Below are 15,306 nucleotides of genomic sequence, written 5' to 3' on the forward strand. Positions count from 1 at the left end.
GTGAAATGTTAACAATCCCTATCCTGGGTTGTTTTTTGATGTGTAATGGCCAGATGACCATTCAATTGAACAGAGCCATTTAGGTGTTATTAACGCAGAGAGTTTATGAATAAAGTACATGAGTCTAGAGTAGAAATTTATAATCGTAAAAATTATTTAGGATTTGCTTGGTTAGTATGGGGGTTGGCTGCTGCATTCTATTTTTCTGATTATATGGCTCGTGTTGCCCCTGGAGTAATGCATCGATACTTACAAATTGATTTCGGAATTAATGAAGCTGGGTTTGGTATTTTAACAGCCTCATTTTATATTCCATACATCCTGATGCAAATTCCTGTAGGATTGACTGTAGACCGTTTAAGTATACGTTGGCTGCTCACGGTAATGTCGCTCGTAACTGCTTTTGGTTGTTGTGTTTTTGGCCTTGCAGACAGTTTACTTATGGCCTCAATAGGAAGGATGCTCATAGGTTTTAGTGCTGCCTTTGCGTTTATTTGTTCTCTTCGATTAGCTACATCCTGGTTCCCTCCAACAATGTTAGGTTTGCTAGCGGGTTTAACACAAGCATTGGGAATGCTAGGGGCAGCTGCGGGAGAAGCTCCGGTTTCATTTTTAGTCACTAATGTGGGCTGGCGTCACAGTATGTTGATTATTGCTTTTCTTTTTATCGCGCTCGCAGCTTTGTTATATCAATTTGTGCAAGACAAGCCAGGAGAACACCGCAGTGAGGTACGATCCATTAATCAGATCAGTATTCTTCAGAGTTTAAAAATTATTTTATCGTGCAGACAAACTTGGCTTAATGCATTATATGCAGGATTTTTATTTGGACCGACAGCAGTAATTGGCGAAGCAATTGGACCTGCATACCTGCAATTCGGTAGAGGATTGGGTGCGCATGCCGCTGCTTTCGCTACTGGATTAATTTTTATCGGTTGGGGGATTAGCGGTCCCTTATCAGGTTGGATTTCAGATAAAATAGGCCGGCGTAAACCTTTAATGATTCTTTCAGCAGCTTTTGGTGTGCTTTTTACATCTTTATTTGTCTATAGTACTTCTCTAAGTCAAAACTCCGCTTACTTACTATTCTTTCTTTTCGGTTTAACAAATACAGGTGTTGCTATTGCCTATGCTGTTTCGACGGAAATACATGATAGAAATGTGGTTGGTACTTCAATAGCGTTTACCAATATGATATCAATTTTTGTAGGAGCGTTATTACAACCTTTAGTTGGACGATTGGTTGATATGGTATCTGGTACCCGTGCTTACAACGTTGAATCTTTATTGCTTTCTGATTTCCAGGCGGGTTTAAAGTTATTGCCACTTTGCTCCATAATCGCACTGATATTAGCTTTTACTGTTAAAGAAACCTATTGCAAGCCAGTGAATCATTCTTAATCTCTCGACATTTTTTATTGCTATAAGAACTAGTTACAACTGTTTTTTTACAAGCGTGTATCGCACTCCTATGTTATTTACTGTTATACTTTCTGCTGCAGTTTTGCTGCATGCGAATTAATAACATGGAGAAGAGAATGAAAAAATTTACAGGATTAATAATTATCCTGGCCGTTCTAATTCTAGGCGGATATTATGGCATGGGTTTTCTTACTGAAAGAACGATTAGAAAAAATATAGAAGTAATTGACCAGTCTAATGGACTGTATGCTGAAATCGAGCGGTATAATAGAGGATTATTTGACTCCGAAGCCCAAATTAAATGGCAGTTACATATTCCAGAGCGCATAGTAAAAGATGAGAATGGACAACCTCAAACTCTTCCTGCCCAAGACTATAATATGGTGATGCCACTAACAATCCATCATGGTCCCATTATTTATGCTAATAATAAATTACGTTTTGGACTGGGTTACGCTGAGGCAGTTTTCCCATTTCCTGAACAATATAATCAGCAATTCGATACACAATTTACAAAAGAATCAGTTAAGCCAAAGTTGGATTTAAGCATTTTCGTTAATTATCTTAACGAAAGTAAAGTGGACTTCAAAGTTCCTAATTTTAAATTAATTGCCAAAGATGGTTCTGGCAATCTTGAATGGTTAGGAATGGATTCAAGCACAACCATGTCTTCTGGAATGGCTAAGGTTGCAGGTAAAGTTGTCTTAGATGGCCTAAATGCTACTAAAGATGATACCAAAATTACTTTGAGCAAAGTATCTAGTGATTATGATTTGCATGAAACACCTGCTGGATTGTATCTGGGTGATGCAAACTTCTCTCTTCCTTCCTTTGATATCTATGTTAAAGATCAAAAGATGTTTTCAATTAATGAGCTTGCAATTAGGTCAGATAGTGATATTGAGCAACATCTATTTAATACCAATTTCAATCTGACTTTAAAATCAGTATTAGCAAATGGCCAGAATTATGGTCCAGGAGAATTGCAAGTTGCTTTAAGAAATATTGATGCAGATGTATTGGCTAAAATTAATCAGCAAACTACAGAAATGCAAAATGGCACCGAGATGCAACGCCAACAAGCAATGCTGGCCCTTCTTCCTGAAGTACCTAAATTATTTAACAAAGGTGCGGAATTTGAAATCTCCAAACTCAGTTTCACGATTCCACAGGGACAGATTGAAGGAAATATGTTTGTAACATTGCCTAAAGGTGAAAATGCCAATCCGTTCGAAATGATGCAAAAGATTCAAGGCAAAGCCATGCTACAAGTACCGGCAGAGGCATTAAAAGCAGTGATGAAACAATCAGTATTGCAACAAATTGCTAAAAAGCCTGATTTGCAACAAACTTTAGCACAGCAATTGCAAGCGGCTCAAACTACAGGCCAGGTAAATCAGCCAGCTGCTGCTCCAGCCCAAAATCTTGAGCAATTAGCGGAATTGCAAACAAATAAACAAATAAGTGCACTACAGCAAAATGGTTTAATAGTAGCGCAGGGTAAAGATTTTGTAATTGAAGTAAGTTTAGATCAAGGTAAATTTACAATTAATGGTAAACCTTATGATCCTTCAATGATGAAATTCTAAGATGTAATGGGAGTAATTTTGTAAGGAGTAGATGACAAAAACCAACCTACTCCTTATAAGAACTTACTGAACTGATATTGAACATTATATATTGATTATTAATGCAGTTTTTTCTGCTCTGCCCTTGTTTCAACGGGCTTGTTTCGGTAATATACTGTTTTTAAAAGGAGGAGCTAATAATAATGACAACAATCAGTAACGAAGTAGTGGATAACACCGCTTCTCTGGCCGAAAGCGTAACTCTTTCAGTGCAAAAATATTTTTCTGAGCTTAAGGGAACTGATCCTGTTGACTTATACCAGTTTGTGCTTGAAGAAATTGAAACACCATTGTTTCGTGCAGTGATGGAGCATTGCAAGTACAATCAGTCACGTGCAGCAATTATGTTGGGGATTAGTCGTGGAACTTTGAGGACTAAATTACGCCGGTATTTCGATGATAAATATGTTGGTACTCGCGACTAACTGAAGTGTAAAATAAAAAAGGGAGCGGATAGGCTCCTTTTTTTTATACCGAATAACGCATGGTCTTTTATGAACGAAAAGCCATATTTGGCTTAACTTGAAACACAAACCTGAGCTTGCACCAAAAGCTCAACCTTCATGCTGTAATCGTTGTAGAATGGCTCTGAGCTTTGGATGAGAGGCGTGCATATTGTGTCGCAAGAGCCATACTACAAATGTTAGTTTATTCAGCAAACATGGAGCTTACAGACTCTTCTATATTCACTCTTTTGATAGCCTGTGCCAGCATGTCAGATAAGCTCACAACACGAATTTTCTCGCATTTACGGGCTTCAGCAGATAGAGGAATCGTGTCAGTTACTACGATTTCATCAAGGACTGAGTTTTTAATATTATTGATTGCAGGGCCAGATAAAACAGGGTGCGTTATATAAGCTCTAACACTGTGTGCTCCGTTTTTCTTAAGCTCATGGGCCGCAGAACAAAGAGTTCCAGCGGTATCAACAATATCATCAACAATAATGCAATTCTTATTCTTGGGCTCACCAATAATATGCATTACTTCAGATTTATTAGGGCCACTCCGGCGTTTATCTATAATGCACAATTCAGCGTGGTCAAGAAGTTTCGCAACTGCTCGAGCTCTAACAACACCGCCTACATCAGGAGAGACTACCATTATATTTTTTAGATTTTGCTTTGTTATATCTTCGAGAAGTATTGGAGTTGCATAAACGTTATCCACAGGCATATAGAAAAAGCCCTGGATCTGATCAGCATGCAAGTCTACGGTAAGAACTCTGCAAATACCTACAGATGCCATCATGTCAGCAACAACTTTTGCTGTAATTGGAACACGCGCTGAGCGGACTCGACGATCCTGGCGGGCATATCCAAAATAAGGAACTACGGCTGTGATACGAGAAGCAGAAGATCTTCTTAGCGCATCAGCTATTGTGAGGAGTTCCATTAGGTTATTATTTGATGGCGCACAGGTTGATTGAATTATAAAAACGTCCCTACCACGGACATTTTCTAGAATCTCAATCATTGTCTCACCGTCGCTAAAGGTACCAACAGTTGCCTGGCCGATAGGTATTTTCAAATGAGAAGAAATTTGTTGAGCTAATTCCGGATTTGCATTTCCGGCAAAAATCATCATTGTGGACATGTGTAAAAAGCCTTTAGATCTAGGTTAATCATTTAAACTTAAACACATAGCAGAAGACAGCCAAAAAGATATTATTATTATTTGAGCATTTACAAGAACGCATCCTTCCAGGTTATCTTCTGCTGTCTGTTTACTTGAATCAACAAGAAAGTGGCAGGGGTGCTAGGATTCGAACCTAGGTATGCAGGGATCAAAACCCTGTGCCTTACCGCTTGGCGACACCCCTAAAATTTGCAGATTCTTACAATCATCCATTATTAAAAATTTCGGTCATCCCTGCAAATGTGTTGCGTATTTTGCAGGGGTTTTAGGAACATGTCAACTTTGAACGCAATAATTTTTTTATTTTTTACCTAAAGAGAATAGTTGACATTATAGATAGAATGACATGCATAGCATATCAAACATAACAGTAGAAACGAAATCCAGAGAATTTCCGAATTTCGTTTTAGCAAATTCTAAGTATGCAAGTCGGTTTTAAACAGTCCAATTTTGAATCGCTACTTTTACCATCACCCCGTTTCCTTCGAGACGAATCATACTTGGTAGATCAATCCCTCTGACCGAAGTATATTTAGCGAAATTAATTGTATATCCGCTTTGCCTCAATTGTACTAGATGATTGTATTCATCGTGCTTCTCAGCTTGAACAGGACCTGGAGCAGGAAGCCCTCTCACCCAATAATAAAGGTTATTTACAGGGAGTCTGATTCCAGTTTGTTCTGCTAATAGTTGATCAGGGCTATGAGATGTGATTTTTTTAGGTCCATCTTGGAAAGTTATAGTATTGCCTTTTTTGTCAATGAGAACTGTACCAGCTCCTAAAGGACCCATTAGGCGAATTTGGTAGGTACCAGAGCCGCTTTGTTTCCAGTTCATAGCAGCTGACCACCCTTTATTTTTATTTTTTGCCGCCATGGAACCGCGAATTTCAAAGGAGGAAACCATTGCTGTTTTTGCTTTGCGCTGTTCTACGGACATAACTTTATTTTGTGCCTCGGTCATTGCTTTGTTTTGTTCCAGGGGAATATTTTTGTTTAGGGGTACTTCCCCTGCAGGTCGCGGAGGGGCGCAGGCAGTTAAGAAGCAAAAAGGAATTATTACTAAACGTTTCATGTTATTCATTTATTACCTCAAGTCCATTTATGTAGTTTTTCAATTAACAATACGCTAGACTGTTCGCATATGCAATCAGTCTTAATCAATATGAAATTAAAAGCAATTTACCCTGGTACTTTTGATCCTGTAACTAATGGACATGTTGATATTATCACGCGTGCGGCCAAGATTTTTCCTGACATTCTCGTTGCGGTGGCAAACAATCAAGCAAAACGTCCTTTTTTACCATTGGAGACACGAATTCAACTTGTAGAAGAGGCTGTCGCAGATTTACCAGGAATTCGTGTACTTGGATTTGATAATCTTTTAATTGATTTTGTATTGGAACAGAATGCTGGCATTATTTTACGTGGTTTGCGCGCGGTTTCTGATTTTGAATATGAGTTTCAGCTTGCTGGAATGAATAGGAAATTATCCAAGCAAATAGAAACGATATTCTTAACTCCATCAGAAAATTTCATGTACATTTCGTCTACTTTAGTGCGCGAAATTGCACTTCTAAATGGGGATATTTCTCAGTTTGTGCCTTCTTGTGTCGTAAGGGAGCTCCAAAAGAGACAGGGTGAACATGGAACGTCAAAAAATATTTAAGACTATTTGTCTGATTGCACTATGTATCAAATTTTTGTTTTCCCTCACTACCAATACTTTTGCCGACCAACAAAACATTCTTCCTCCCGGTTATGCTGTAGCTAGTGGAAATCCATTGGCAACAAATGCCGGGCTTGAAATTTTAGCCAGCGGTGGAAATGCTTTTGACGCAGCAGTTGCTGTGTCCGCAGTACTCGCTGTAGTTGAACCATACCATTCGGGATTGGGGGGAGGGGGGTTTTGGCTGCTGCATCAAGAAAATCAGCATAAAAACATTTTTATCGATGGAAGGGAAATAGCACCTTTGGCGGCCAAAAAAGACATGTATTTGGCACCTGACGGCAGTGTGATACCAGGGCTATCCTTAAATGGAGGTTTAGCCGCAGCAATTCCAGGGGAACCTGCAGCATTGGTATATATTGCCAAAAATTATGGGCGATTGCCTTTGGCCAAAACACTAGCTCCTGCAATCAAGCTAGCACAAGAAGGCTTTATGGTTGATAAGCAATTAAGCTCTTTTTTAAAGCGCCCGGATCGATTGAAGCAAATCAAGAAATACCCTTCTACAGCCAAAATTTTCTTAAAGAATGGTTCTCCCTATCTTATAGGGGAGTATTTAATTCAGGCGGATTTAGCGAATACTTTGAAGCAAATTGCCGATAAAGGAGAGGACGGGTTTTATAGTGGAGAAGTAGCAAAGCGATTAGTTAAGGGAGTCAATGCTGCGGGAGGCATATGGACACTTGAGGATTTAGCAAAATATCGTATCAAGATCAGAGAGCCTTTGATTGGTGCATACCATAATATGTTAATTATTACCGCGCCTCCGCCTTCCGCAGGTGGTATCGCATTATTGACCATGTTAAATATATTGTCTCATTATTCTTTATCTTCATTCTCAAAAGTGCAGTGGGTACATTACCTTGTAGAGTCCATGCGCCTATCGTATTGGCAACGCGAACAGTTTTTGGGCGATCCTGATTTTGTTACTATCCCCGTTGAGAGGTTAATTTCCGCAGAGAATGGAAAGCAGCTCAGTACATTAATTCCCCCACAAAAAGCGATTGCTAGCACTGTCTTACAAGGGAAGCATCCTCAAGAGAAGCAAAACAATACAACGCATATCTCTATTATTGATGCTGAGGGTAATCGAGTTGCTGCGACTTTGTCCATTAATTATATTTTTGGTTCCAGTGTTGTAGCCGAAGGAACTGGTGTTTTGTTGAATGATGAAATGGACGATTTTTCGAGTAAAGTGGGCGAAGAAAATGTTTTTGGCATTGTTGGTGCTGATAAAAATGAGATTGCACCTGGGAAAAGACCATTATCCAGTATGACACCTACGTTCCTTGAGTTACCGGGGCGTGTTGCAATTTTAGGAACACCTGGCGGCAGCCGGATTCCGACGATGGTCTTAATTGCATCGTTGGTGTTTCACGATACTTATGGCGCAATTAGTATGGTTTCAGCCATGCGTTTCCATCATCAGTATTTACCTGACGTGCTGCAGTTTGAACCAGATACCTTGCCCCCGGCAATTCAAGAAGCATTAACAGCCATGGGGTATCACTTAATGCAATTAGGGCGATATTATGGGGATATGCAAGCAATTACCTGGGATAAACAAACAAATGTTCTAACTGCTGCATCTGATCCAAGAGCTATAGGTTTGGCTGCATCAATAGTAAATACTACGAGCGGATATGGTGTGAGATTCTAGGTTATTTTCATGCACAAAATTATTTAGAAGGATTTTCTCCAACCAGCTCTTTTATTACCTCAAAAGTTTGCTGAATTAGCTTTTCCTTATTTTCAAGAGTAAAATGTGCTGCATCAATTGGTTTGCCTATATGTATTTCAGCTTTTTGTTTTAGATGAAAATTAAAAGTTCGTGCAGGTAAAATATTATTGGCACCACGTATTCCTATAGGGATAATTGTAGCCTTGGATTGGATTGCAGTAATAAATCCTCCCTTTTTAAATGAGCCAAGTTTTCCATCTTTGGAACGAGTGCCTTCGGGAGCAATCCACATAACAATTCCGCTTTCCATCAATTGCTGCGCATATGCCAAGTCTTTAATGGCTTGATATTTATTTTTTCGGTCGACAAAAGGAAATTCTGCAGCTTTCATTGCTTTACCCATTAAAGGAATTTTTGCGAGTTCCTTTTTTGACAGCATCCGAATGGAGTGATGGGGAAATGCTTTAAAAGCAAGAGGAATATCATAAGCGCTTGAGTGATTGCACATAATAATCGTAGCCTTCCCTGGTTGCGGCTGGACATTAAATGGGTTTATCACTTTATATTCTACCTGTACGGCATTAAGTAGCTGATCAATCCAATGATGTAGTGCATTATCTGTCCACTTACGGTTTATGGTGCTAAAAAAATATTTAAAGAGACAGCGCGTACTGGTGACTGCCGTATAAAACATGATATTACAAAGAATCCATGCGGTTCTTAATTGATTTGTTCTCATTCGCGTTAAGACCAAGTAAATTAGCGGTAATATAGCGCAAGTTGCTTCGCTTGCCCAGATAGTTTTTTACGAGTCTACATTTCAAATGCTATTGTAAATTTAGCATAAATTAGAAATAGCTCTGGGATTGGCAATAGGTTCTGGTTACTTCTAACACAATCCATTTAAAAAAATCCTACTGCCCTGCCAAAAGTACCGATTAATGAGTCATCTGGGAGGACCGTATGAATATCAAACCCATTAGACATAATTTTATCCTCAGCCCAACGTTCGTCCATGTAATAGCGATATCGAGTTCCATGCAAATGACCAATAGCATCTATTTTTTCTCTTAACCCATGTCTTCTCTCATCTTCAATGAGTTCCAAATATCGTAAATTATAATAAAGATTTTCCGGCATGAGTTCCTTCGCTTTTTTAAAATAGGGAATGGCTTCTTGTTTTTTCTCCTCAAAATAAACAAGGGTATCAGCGAGTAAGTAATAAGTTTTCGCGAGGAGTTGGCGCATTTCCTTTGATTTTGACTGATTAAGGGTAATAAAAGTTTTAAGTTCCTTTTTTAACTCTTCAATTTCATTGATATGCATTTTAATGAAATCAATGCGAGTGCTTAAGTTATCGTTATAATCAATGGGTACACCTAGTCGTGCAATCAAACATTCAATTTTCCGTAACAATAATTTATTATAGACCTCCATTAGCGCCCCGTTGTTACTGAGAAACCGATATTCACTAAGTCGCTGTTGCGCTTTGCTTAATTGGGTTCGATCAGCTTCTTTCACAGGATGTTCCAGTTCATCAATGGCCAAAAGAGTCGCCGCATAGATCAAAGTTGCCTCTTTGACTAGAGAGTCGTGTGGCTGAATGCTCACAATTTTTTTAGCCAGCTCTATTTGTTCTTCAGCCATTTTCATTGTGGCTTTTGTCGCTTTATAGAGTAATCCTTCTTTTATTTGTGATGTATTTGTATCAAATTGAGAACAATAATATTCACGCAGTCGTTCAAGCTTGTATTGATTAAATTTGAGGTTTTGACTTTTAGTATATAAAACATCTGCGTCCTGAAAACGATGGCTCTCTATAGCGATGTCAAATTGATATAAAGTCCACTCGTCTCTCATCATAATGTCGTGCATGGAGTAGTCTTGATCCAGGATTTGCGGTGCAAGCCTGACTGCCTGAGCTAAATACTCAAGCGTTTGATTGCCGGTGAAGAGTTGGGTAATTCGCCATTTACTTTTTTCATTTTTAGCATCTTCTAAATAACTCTTGGCTACTTGAATACGTAATTCAGGATATAATATTAAATAAACTGTTTGCTCTTCATAGCTAAAATTGTCTTTTATGTAATCAACTGCTTTTTGTTGATCTTCTTTATTTGTTGATAAGAATAAGGCACCAATAAGCTCGACCGCATTTGTTAATGCTTGCGGATCTGTTTCTTCTTGAGCGAAGTAAAAATTAATAAATTCTTCCCTAAATTTTTTTTTGACCTCCAAAGACCATTCCAACGCTTCATAATATCGCTTATGTGAAGCCAGAAATTGCGCATAAGCTTCGGCAAAAGGACTGGATTTAAAACAATGTATTTTGCTGACTGGTTGGTTGTAGTAATTAATTTGGCGAATGGCGGCGTTAATTGTTTCACTGTCTTGGGGATCAATTGAAGGAAGCAAATAAGCCAGAGATTCTCGTATTAAAGCTTGCCCAAAAGGGTAGTTCCTGTAAATCGATTCATTGAGTTCAGGAAATGCATGTGAATGAGTCATGAAAAAACTGACTAATAGGCGTTGCAGTTCATTCGAAGTTTGATTTGCTCTTGGTAAATGGACTAAGTGTATAAAATACGGGGAGATTGGAAATCCATCTCTATTTTGATTTAATTCTTCAGATTTAAAACCTTTGAGGTAACCAGCATAGGCAATTTTACCTAAAGTCATTTCAATGCGATAAGGATGACAATGATTTTCAAAACCTAACCAGCCTTTAAATGATTCAAAAAGAGTACGGAACCAGCCGACCCGAAAAACATCGATTCCATCCGTGTAGAGTCTTTGCCTGGGAGATGAAGCAATTTCTCGCCAAAATATTCGATATTCTTTTTCATCAAAATCGTAAATCAGAAAGTCTGGAAGATGCACTGTACCTCTTTCTTGATATAATTCAACGAAACGTCTTGCTAATCTTAAACGTAACATAAAAAATCCTAGTAAAAATAGGCGATTATGGTAATTTAAAATCAAGTATTGTGCAATTAAGTGATAGAATGAACAGACTTAACTAGATGTTTCATTTTGACATTGGGGGCAAAAAAAGGAATTACGTCCTGAAATTACAACTGATTCAATAGGATGTTGACAGAGCATGCATGGTTGATTTTTTCGGCCATATACTTTAAGCGAGATACTAAAATAGCCTGGTTTGCCATCAAAAGCATAAAAATCACGCAAGGTAGTGCCGCCACATAATATGGCCTCTTTGAGTACTACTTTAATTTGTTTCGTGAGCGTAAAGCAGGCTTGTTCTGAAAGCATTTTCGCCGGAGTATTAGGATGAATATTCGCTAAAAAAAGGCTTTCTGCAGCATAAATATTTCCTACACCCACCACAATTTCATGATCCATAATCAATGATTTTATCGGTTTATTTTTATTTTGGGCTTTTTGATATAGGTAATGACCGTTAAATTCCTCACAAAGAGGTTCAGGACCTAAATGACGAAGTAGTCGATGTTGACACGGATTTTCACTGATGTACAGAAATAAACCAAAACGCCTGGGATCACAAAATCGAAGCACTAACTCGTTTGCAAGTTTCAGGAGGATGTGATCATGTTTTTCTGGCGTACCCTTATCCGCTATGATTCGTAGGTGACCTGACATCCCCAGATGGATTAAAAGATATCCTTTTGAGAGCTCGATTAGAATGTATTTTGCCCTACGTGAAACAGTAATTATTTTTTTGCCGGCACACAATTGATTCAAGTTGTCGGGAACAGGGATGCGGAGTTTAGAATTGCGTACAATAATTTCTTTAATTGTCTGCCCTTCCAGATGAGATTTAATTCCTTCCTTTGTAGTTTCAACTTCGGGTAATTCGGGCATTATTTTTTATCGTCATGCTCAATGATTCTGCCCTGATTTTTATTAATCACTTCTGCTTTAGTCGACTTGTTTGGGAATAAATATTGTTTTATTGCCGCGATCAGCCAAAGGACTCCACCTATGAGAAGGCCCCAAACCAAAACATACGAGAACATAAATAACAGACCAAAAAATAGCGCAATAGCAACGCCAGCTACCAAGAATGGCACTAAATTTTCAAAAATTTTTCCCAGAGGAGATTTCTCGTTCATAACATAATTTCCTATCTTATTATTTATTAATTATCGGCTACATAATGAAATGTTGCAACGTAAAGAGTAAAATTGTGTTATCCTTAATATGATATAAGGATTTTTTTGAATTCTTACATTGAGTACCTAACTAAAGGATGAGTTTTTTCTTAATTTGCATTTTGCATTTGAAGTGGAGCTATTATGGTTTTTGGTTATTTAAACCTGTCTTTTTGGGGATATGTGGTTGCAACATTGATTTTTACGCAAATTACTATCGCAGCAGTAACATTATATCTTCATCGCCATCAAACTCACCGAGCGTTGACTTTACATCCAATTATTAGTCATTTTTTCCGGCTTTGGCTGTGGTTAACTACCGGGATGGTTACTGCAGATTGGGTGGCTATTCATCGGAAGCATCACGCATCAGCAGATGTTGAGGGTGACCCGCACAGCCCTGTAGTTTTCGGGATTAAAAAAGTGTTTTGGGAAGGAGCAGAGCTCTACAAAGTAGCTCGCAAAGATAAAGAAATGGTCGCCAAATACTCTCATGGAACTCCTAGAGATTGGCTTGAGCGAAAAATTTATTCGCCCCATTCTTCCAAGGGAATTTTGCTGATGTTATTCATTAACTTATTCTTATTTGGTGTTCCTGGAATCACCATTTGGGCAATTCAAATGATGTGGATACCATTGCATGCTGCAGGCGTCGTTAATGGAATTGGCCACCATTGGGGATATAGAAATTTTGAATGTCCCGATGCAGCAAGAAATATTTTCCCCTGGGGTTTTTGGATAGGTGGCGAAGAATTACATAACAATCATCACACTTTTGCTTCTTCAGCCAAGTTTTCAATTAAATGGTGGGAGTTTGACATAGGTTGGATGTACATTCGAATTCTTTCCTTTTTAGGGCTTGCCAAAGTAAAAAAATTACCGCCCAAACTGTCGATGGAAAAAGGAAAGCGGCAAGTAGATTTGGATACGGTAAGAGCCGTTATTGGTAATCGTTTTCAGGTTATGTCTAACTATTATAAAAGTGTCATTAGGCCCATACTCAAGCAAGAAAAGCATAACCATATTGAAAATAAGGAAGAAAAGAAGCTTTTTGCGCGTGCTGGAAGTTTATTGAGACGGGAGAATTGTTTGTTAAGTACGCGAGCTAAAATGCGGTTATCCCATCTATTGGAAGCTCGTGAACAATTACGCATTGTTTATGCATACAAACAATCGCTACAAAATATTTGGTTAAAAACAGCCTCTACTCAGAAAGAGTTAATTGAAGCATTACAACAATGGTGCAGGCAAGCAGAAGAATCAGGTCTTGACGTCTTGAGGCAATTTGCCCAGCAGCTAAAAGGATATGTTCCTGTATATAGGTAATTCTTTTGTGACTTCTTACCTTGTTATCTCATAGAGGAGAGGACAGGTGAGAAGTTATGGTTTTTATTTGTTTTTTAGTTTCGATTGACTATAGTAGTATTTTATTATCGCAATAACAGGGAGTTGGTTATGATGAAAGGTGTAGCAATAGTTACTGGTGGAACTGGTGGTATAGGTACAGCCATTTGTCAACGCTTAGCCACCGATTTTCAAGTTGTCGCGTGTTATTTCAAACATGGAAAACATGAAGAAGCGAAGCAATGGCAAGAAGAACAAAAAAAGCTGGGTCACGATATTGATATCGTTTATGGTGATATCGCACAATTTGCAGATTGCGAAAAAATAGTCGCTTTAGTCAAGGAGCGTTATGGTCGTGTGGATGTACTGATTAATAATGCAGGCATTACCCAAGATTGCAGTTTACGGAAAATGACTCCAGATCAATGGCAATATGTTGTTGATGCTAATTTGACCAGTGTATTTAATATGACCCGCAATGTAATCCCCATTATGATTGACGAAGGTTTTGGCCGTATCATAAGTATTTCTTCCATTAATGGACGAAAAGGCCAGTTTGGTCAATGTAATTATGCGGCAACTAAATCCGCATTGTATGGGTTCACTAAAAGTCTGGCTTTAGAAGTAGCAAATAAAGGCATAACGGTGAATACGGTTTCTCCTGGTTATGTAGAAACTCCTATGCTCACCTCTTTAAAAGAAGAGGTACTAAAATCAATCATCGCAAGTATTCCTGTAGGTCGTTTGGGAAATCCAAAAGAAATAGCTGACGCAGTTGCTTTTTTAGCATCTCCTGATAGTGGGTTTATTACCGGCGCAAACTTGGATATTAATGGTGGACAGTATATGTAAACTTAAGCACTGGATTTGATTGAAAATCCAGTGCTTAAAGCCTCTTTATCATAATTGTCGCACATCCTAACTCATAGAGAACCATATGCAACATAATAATATTGTATTGATCACTGGGGGTACCGGAGATATAGGTACAGCAATTGCAAAGGAGTTGAACTCTTCTTACAAACATGTTTTTTCTCTCGATTTAGTTTCTGCAGAGAATGGAAAAGCATGGAAAAAAGAGCTCATGGATGAAGGATATAAGAATATCCATTTTCGTCACATGGATGTAACTGATTTTGAGCAATGCGGAGAGGTTATTTCTTCTATTATTGAAGAGTACGGCAATATCGATGTGCTAATTAATAATGCGGGCATCACGCGAGATGCTGTATTTACAAAAATGACGAAACAACAATGGGATGAAGTATTAACAGTTAATCTTGATGGCATGTTTAATGTCACTCGTCATGTAGTTGACAATATGAGAGAACAGGAATCAGGGCGAATCGTTAATATTTCTTCAGTTAATGCGCAAAAAGGTCAATTTTCACAAGCTAATTATGCCGCCTCAAAAGCAGGTGTTTATGGTTTTACCAAAAGTTTGGCGCAAGAACTCATGAGTAAAAACATCACGGTGAACAGTCTTTCTCCTGGGTATGTGGATACTCGATTAATGAAAGGTATCAGACCAGATATTTTAGAAGGGATTATCGCTCAAATCCCTGCGAAGCGTTTAGCACAGACTCAAGAAATTGCTTGGGCCGTAGAGTTTTTAATTAGTGAGAAAAGTCGGTATATTACCGGAGCTAATCTTAGCGTGAACGGCGGGCTCCATATGTATTAATGAGATTGCATTCTATCTTTAATTAAAGCTCATCCTTTTCCATTTTAG

General features: G+C 38.4%; 14 protein-coding genes and 1 tRNA gene. 8 read left to right on the forward strand and 7 right to left on the reverse strand.

The window, feature by feature from the left end:
* Positions 1 to 105: 105 nt before the first annotated feature.
* The 3 genes from Lpar_RS01625 (at position 106) to Lpar_RS01635 (ending at position 3,475) form a co-directional block, all read left to right on the forward strand.
* Entirely contained in the window at positions 106 to 1,401 is a 1,296-nt protein-coding gene (locus tag Lpar_RS01625) for an MFS transporter (protein ID WP_058516257.1), read from the forward strand.
* A 137-nt stretch (positions 1,402 to 1,538) separates the two neighbouring features.
* A complete protein-coding gene (locus Lpar_RS01630; protein ID WP_058516258.1) occupies positions 1,539 to 3,011 on the forward strand; it encodes a YdgA family protein in 1,473 nt (490 codons plus the stop codon).
* Positions 3,012 to 3,193: 182 nt separating this feature from the next.
* Complete coding sequence (locus Lpar_RS01635; RefSeq protein WP_003633193.1) at positions 3,194 to 3,475, forward strand: helix-turn-helix domain-containing protein; 282 nt, start codon at positions 3,194 to 3,196, stop codon at positions 3,473 to 3,475.
* 223 nt (positions 3,476 to 3,698) lie between these two features.
* Here the strand turns inward: Lpar_RS01635 and Lpar_RS01640 are convergent, their stop codons facing one another.
* The 3 genes from Lpar_RS01640 to lolB form a co-directional block, all read right to left on the reverse strand.
* A complete protein-coding gene (locus Lpar_RS01640) occupies positions 3,699 to 4,646 on the reverse strand; it encodes a ribose-phosphate pyrophosphokinase (RefSeq protein ID WP_058516259.1) in 948 nt (315 codons plus the stop codon).
* Positions 4,647 to 4,797: 151 nt separating this feature from the next.
* A tRNA-Gln gene (locus Lpar_RS01645) sits at positions 4,798 to 4,872 on the reverse strand.
* 251 nt (positions 4,873 to 5,123) lie between these two features.
* Positions 5,124 to 5,771, reverse strand: coding sequence for a lipoprotein insertase outer membrane protein LolB (lolB, locus tag Lpar_RS01650; protein ID WP_058516260.1), 648 nt, complete (start codon positions 5,769 to 5,771; stop codon positions 5,124 to 5,126).
* Positions 5,772 to 5,831: 60 nt separating this feature from the next.
* Between lolB and coaD the strand changes: the two genes are divergently transcribed.
* Both coaD and ggt read left to right on the forward strand, forming a co-directional pair.
* Entirely contained in the window at positions 5,832 to 6,356 is a 525-nt protein-coding gene (gene coaD / locus Lpar_RS01655) for a pantetheine-phosphate adenylyltransferase (protein WP_058516261.1), read from the forward strand.
* The gene (gene ggt, locus Lpar_RS01660) at positions 6,334 to 8,076 is read left to right on the forward strand and encodes a gamma-glutamyltransferase (protein WP_058516262.1); all 1,743 of its coding nucleotides are present in this window, start codon (positions 6,334 to 6,336) and stop codon (positions 8,074 to 8,076) included. The genes coaD and ggt overlap by 23 nt, the downstream gene beginning before the upstream one ends.
* Before the next feature lie 19 nt (positions 8,077 to 8,095).
* Here ggt and Lpar_RS01665 read toward each other — a convergent pair whose 3' ends face one another.
* From Lpar_RS01665 to Lpar_RS01680, 4 genes are all read right to left on the reverse strand, one after another.
* A complete protein-coding gene (locus tag Lpar_RS01665) occupies positions 8,096 to 8,836 on the reverse strand; it encodes a lysophospholipid acyltransferase family protein (protein WP_058516263.1) in 741 nt (246 codons plus the stop codon).
* 164 nt (positions 8,837 to 9,000) lie between these two features.
* Entirely contained in the window at positions 9,001 to 11,034 is a 2,034-nt protein-coding gene (locus Lpar_RS01670) for a hypothetical protein (protein ID WP_058516264.1), read from the reverse strand.
* A gap of 78 nt (positions 11,035 to 11,112) precedes the next feature.
* Entirely contained in the window at positions 11,113 to 11,940 is an 828-nt protein-coding gene (mutM, locus tag Lpar_RS01675) for a bifunctional DNA-formamidopyrimidine glycosylase/DNA-(apurinic or apyrimidinic site) lyase (protein ID WP_058516265.1), read from the reverse strand.
* Complete coding sequence (locus Lpar_RS01680; RefSeq protein ID WP_058516266.1) at positions 11,940 to 12,191, reverse strand: hypothetical protein; 252 nt, start codon at positions 12,189 to 12,191, stop codon at positions 11,940 to 11,942. The genes mutM and Lpar_RS01680 overlap by 1 nt, the downstream gene beginning before the upstream one ends.
* A 183-nt stretch (positions 12,192 to 12,374) precedes the next feature.
* Here Lpar_RS01680 and Lpar_RS01685 point away from each other — a divergent pair, with 183 nt between their 5' ends.
* The 3 genes from Lpar_RS01685 (at position 12,375) to phbB (Lpar_RS01695) (ending at position 15,258) form a co-directional block, all read left to right on the forward strand.
* The gene (locus Lpar_RS01685) at positions 12,375 to 13,556 is read left to right on the forward strand and encodes a DesA family fatty acid desaturase (protein ID WP_058516267.1); all 1,182 of its coding nucleotides are present in this window, start codon (positions 12,375 to 12,377) and stop codon (positions 13,554 to 13,556) included.
* A 129-nt stretch (positions 13,557 to 13,685) separates the two neighbouring features.
* A complete protein-coding gene (phbB, locus tag Lpar_RS01690; protein ID WP_058516268.1) occupies positions 13,686 to 14,426 on the forward strand; it encodes an acetoacetyl-CoA reductase in 741 nt (246 codons plus the stop codon).
* An 85-nt stretch (positions 14,427 to 14,511) separates the two neighbouring features.
* Positions 14,512 to 15,258, forward strand: coding sequence for an acetoacetyl-CoA reductase (gene phbB / locus Lpar_RS01695; protein WP_058516269.1), 747 nt, complete (start codon positions 14,512 to 14,514; stop codon positions 15,256 to 15,258).
* Positions 15,259 to 15,306: the final 48 nt, after the last annotated feature.

Origin of the sequence: Legionella parisiensis (genome assembly GCF_001467945.1) — a bacterium.
Taxonomy (GTDB): Bacteria; Pseudomonadota; Gammaproteobacteria; order Legionellales; family Legionellaceae; genus Legionella; species Legionella parisiensis.